The sequence below is a fragment of the Alienimonas chondri genome (assembly GCF_013036045.1).
Taxonomy (GTDB): Bacteria; Planctomycetota; Planctomycetia; order Planctomycetales; family Planctomycetaceae; genus Alienimonas; species Alienimonas chondri.
Map to the genome: position 1 here is coordinate 1 of NZ_WTPX01000243.1, position 4,490 is coordinate 4,490.

Sequence of the window (4,490 nt, forward strand, 5' to 3'; positions counted from 1 at the left end):
GTCATGGGAGGGGGGCGGGAAGCGGAGCGATTCACGGGGCCGCCCGATTCACGGGCGGGCTACCCACTGATTACGGAACCGCGCCGCGAGGTTACGCGGAAAATCGGTCCGCCGCCCGGATTCGTTCCGCGCGCCCCGCTATCCTGCCCGCATGTCTGATTCCAACCCCGCGGTTTCCTCGACGGACGCGCCCGTTTCTGACGCGCCCGTCTGGTTCGTCACCGGCTGTTCAAGCGGCTTCGGCCGTCAGCTGTGCGACGTGGTGTTGAAGCACGGCGGACGCCTCGTCGCGACCGCCCGGGACGTCTCCACGCTGGCCGACCTGCCGGCGGATGCGGACCGCGTGCTCGTCGCTCCGCTGGACGTGACCGACCGCGCCTCCATCGACGCCGCCGTCGCCGCGGCGAAAGCGCGCTTCGGACGGATCGACGTGCTGGTGAACAACGCCGGCTACGGCCTGTTCGGCGGCATCGAGGACACGCCGGACGCCGACGTCCGCCGCCAGTTCGACGTGAACGTCCACGGCCTGCTGGACGTGACCCGGGCCGTGCTGCCGACGCTCCGCGCCCAGAAGTCCGGTCATATTTTGAACCTGTCCAGCATCGCCGGCCTGGTGGCCCGGGCGAGCACCGGGTTCTACGCGGCGACGAAGTTCGCGGTCGAGGCGCTCAGCGAAGCGTTGCGAGACGAAGTCGAGCCGTTGGGAATCAAGGTCACGCTGATCGAGCCGAGCGGCTTCAAAACCGATTTCCACGGCCGCAGCCTCGCGGCGCCCGAAGCGGAGGGGGCGGATTATCTCGAGACCGCCGCCGCCGGCCGCGACCGGGTCCGCGGGATGGCCGGCGCCCAAGCCGGCGACGCCCGCAAAGCCGTCGAACTCATGTGGCAATGCGTGCAGCTCCCCGACCCGCCGTTCCGCCTGCCGATGGGCGTGATGGCCATCGAACTGCTCCGCGAGAAACTGGCCTCCGTCGCCGCCGACGCCGACCGCTGCGAACCCAGCGCCCGCAGCGCCGACGGCGAGGAACCGCTCGTTCCGCTGACATGAAGGACGCCGGTTCCATATCCCGCGACGATCCGCGAGTCTCCCCTCTCCCTCAGGGAGAGGGGCCGGGGGTGAGGGTGGCGAACCCTCACCCGCGGTCGTTCGTGGCATCGATCGTCGAGAGCGGCGGGATATTCCAAGGCGATCGAACGGTTCCAGCCCCCTCACCCCCGGCCCCTCTCCCCCAAAAGGGGGAGAGGGGAGTCATAAACTCCCCACTTCTTCTTCCCTGCTCTAAACCATGCCCACCGCACTCGTCACCGGCGGCGCCGGTTTTCTCGGCTCCCACCTCTGCGATCGGCTCGTGGAGCGGGGGGACGACGTGATCTGCGTCGACAACTTCTATACCGGGTCGAAACGCAATATCCGGCATCTGATCGGCAACGATCGGTTCGAGGTCGTTCGTCACGACATCGTGCATCCGCTGTTTCTGGAAGCGGACGTCGTTTATAATATGGCCTGCCCGGCCAGCCCGGAGGCGTATCAGGCGAACCCCATCAAGACCATCAAAACCTCCACCGTGGGGATGGTGAACGTGCTGGGCCTCGCCAAGCGTTGCGGCGCCCGGTTGCTGCATACCAGCACCAGCGAGGTCTACGGCGACCCCGAGGTGCATCCGCAGACCGAAGATTACTGGGGCCACGTCAACCCGATCGGCCCCCGCAGCTGCTACGACGAAGGCAAACGCGTCGCCGAGAGCCTCTGCGTGAACTACGCCCGGCAGCACGGCATGCCGGTGCGGATGGTCCGCATCTTCAACACCTACGGCCCCCGCATGGACCCGAACGACGGGCGGGTCGTCAGCAACTTTATCTGCCAGGCGTTGAAGGGCGAGCCGCTGACGATCTACGGCGACGGCAGCCAGACCCGCAGCTTCTGCTACGTCAGCGACCTGATCGAGGGCATCCTCCGCCTGACCGACTACGACCCGTCCGCCGAGGAACTGAAAGAGGACGGCGCCGCCCCCGGCCCGGTGAACTGCGGCAACCCCGGCGAGTTCACGATGATCGAACTGGCCGAAGCGGTCTTGAAGCTCATCGGCGGCAACAGCGAATTGAAGCACCTCCCGCTGCCCACCGACGACCCCAAGAAGCGCCGCCCGGACATCAGCAAAGCGAAGCGCCTGCTGGACTGGGAACCGCAGGTCAGCCTCGAAGAGGGTTTGAAGCCGACCATCGAGTTCTATCGGGAGCGGTTGGGGCTGTGAAGACTCGAATCCTGCCACCGCTATTGATGCTCTTGGCTGTCGCCGGGTGCGACGCGAACCGCGGTAAACCGCTCACCACTGCGAGGTGGGAGGTTATCAGTAACACCGGGATGTCTTTCCAGCCGTGGGTGCGCGAGGGAGCCGGTCCGCGGCTGTTCTTTGCAGACAGCTCGACTGGGCACGATGCAATGCGGCTTCTGCTGGGGGCGCTCGGTCCGATCGACTCGACAGAAGTCGCCGCCCTTGGTCCCCCGGACTACCAACTCAACTATCACGCCGGGATGGACCCGACGACCATCAACATTCGTCGCGACGGAAACGGACTCCGTTTCCAGATCGACGGTCGCTATGGGCGCGAGCCGTATGTCTATGGAACTGACGACGCGACTCGATTCACCGCCGCCTTGGAACAAGTCCGCGGACTCACGGAAGCCGGTCCGCACGACTGGAACGGGAACGACATCACGCTGCCGCCGGAACTGCGACTCGATCATTCTCCGCAGCCCGATTGAGCCGGTAGGGGACCTGTGTGACCCTGTGTGACGGGGAGAGAAGTTATCGGCCGGCCGGACGCCGCCGGACTAGCGCCGCCCAGACGACTCAGAGGCGATGAACCAACGGCGTTCCACCATCCGCCGCCTCGCCCGGTTCGCCGGGCTGATCCTCGTCGGATGGTGCGTGATGTGCTTCACTCATGAACTCGGTCATTGAATCGGCGTGCGAATCGATGCCGTGAACTTTGATCTATAAAAACCGCCCGTCCCCGGGCGAACCGGGGACGGGCGGCGAAGCGTTCGAGAGGAGTCTTGCGACTCGCACCGGCTCGATCAGAAGGCGTCGTCCACGACTTCGCCGCCGTCACGGGATCCCAAAGCGCCCCAGGTTCCGTAGGGGCTCGGGCCGAACTTCACGCCCGTCGCCGAGAGATCCCCGGTGTCGATCGCTTCGGAAATGAAGTTCACTGAGCCGTCGCACAGCACGACTTGCACGCCGCCGCTGTGGAAGCTTCCGGAGCTGATGATCCCGGCGTGACGGTCCACGTGACGGTCCGTCTGCGCCCGGCAACTCGGGCTGTTGGGCGGCAGGATCGTATGGAAGCCGGTGTACGGCGCCCAAGTGGTCGCCCAGCTTTTCCCCTGCGTGTCGCGGTAATCGCCCGCGGCGTAGAACCCGGGGGTATTGACGTTGACCACGGCGGGGTTCTCCAGGCAGGTGCCCCGCGGGTCTTCATAGGCCTCGTCGGCGACGGTCAGGGAGACGCCCCACTTCACGCCGCCTTGGAAACGGCGCTGGCCGGCGCGGCCGACTTCGCCGGCCAAAAGGGTGCTCGTCGTGCCGTCGCGGGCGTCGCGCAACCCGGTGCTGGGGTACTTGCGACCACCCGACCGGCCCCAGATGGGATAGAACATCCCGCGGCCGACCCGCAGCGGCAGACCCGTGTCGCCTTCGCTGCCGGCGTAGCCGTTGTCGCCGTAGTTCATCGCATAGTTCGTCTCCGCGGCGCCGTCCGGATCCGTTCCGTCCGAGGGGCACAGCAGGCTGGCAATCTGGGTGCGGAACGGCGGATATCCGTTGCCGTTGTCGGGGTTCGGCCACGGGCCGAACGCTTGATAGTTCGGCGTGCCGTCGCCGTCGGTGTCCAGCGGCCTGGTCATCTGGTTCCACATCGCCGTCTGATCCATGTACGGCGTCAGCGGGACCAGCGGGCTGAGGGCCGCTTCCGGGCCGGACTGCGGGCCGTTGCCGGCGGGCGGGAAGACCTTGTAAGTGCTGTGATAGTTGTGGAACGCCAACCCGAGTTGCTTCAGGTTGTTCTGGCACTGGCTCCGGCGGGCCGCTTCACGGGCCTGTTGAACGGCCGGCAGCAGCAGCGAGACCAGGATCGCGATGATGGCGATCACCACCAGCAGTTCGATCAGCGTGAAGCCGCGGCGGGAGCGGCGGGCGAGCGACGATTGGTGCATACGATGGTTCGTCTGGAGGTGAGGAAGGAACGAGCGCTGCCCGAGTGAACGAGCGTGGAAGGCCGGCGAGAACGGAGAACCCATCGCTCGCGAACGAGGGCGACGCACGTCGCATCGCCGCAGGCAAACAGCGGCGTTCGTTGTTGCGTTACGGACAAATCCCGCACGGAACAAAAAATCCCTCTCTTTTCCCGCTCCGCGGGCGTCTCGTCCGTAACCGCGGGACCCGCTCCGCTGTTTCCCCGTGACGGGCGGCAGGCGCCCCCGCCCCGAC

4 protein-coding genes are annotated in these 4,490 nt (G+C 66.4%); 3 read left to right on the top strand and 1 reads right to left on the bottom strand.

The features are described from left to right. The first annotated feature begins 151 nt into the window (after window positions 1–151). The 3 genes from LzC2_RS20355 (at window position 152) to LzC2_RS20365 (ending at window position 2,764) form a co-directional block, all read left to right on the top strand. A complete protein-coding gene (locus LzC2_RS20355) occupies window positions 152–1,048 on the top strand; it encodes an oxidoreductase (protein WP_171189864.1) in 897 nt (298 codons plus the stop codon). Window positions 1,049–1,286: 238 nt separating this feature from the next. Then, window positions 1,287–2,252 (top strand): UDP-glucuronic acid decarboxylase family protein, encoded by a 966-nt coding sequence (locus tag LzC2_RS20360; protein ID WP_171189865.1) that lies wholly within the window; start codon window positions 1,287–1,289, stop codon window positions 2,250–2,252. A gap of 110 nt (window positions 2,253–2,362) precedes the next feature. Further along, entirely contained in the window at window positions 2,363–2,764 is a 402-nt protein-coding gene (locus LzC2_RS20365) for a hypothetical protein (protein ID WP_206678833.1), read from the top strand. Between the two features lie 315 nt (window positions 2,765–3,079). Here the strand turns inward: LzC2_RS20365 and LzC2_RS20370 are convergent, their stop codons facing one another. After that, a complete protein-coding gene (locus tag LzC2_RS20370; RefSeq protein ID WP_185168683.1) occupies window positions 3,080–4,216 on the bottom strand; it encodes a DUF1559 domain-containing protein in 1,137 nt (378 codons plus the stop codon). Window positions 4,217–4,490 lie beyond the last annotated feature (274 nt).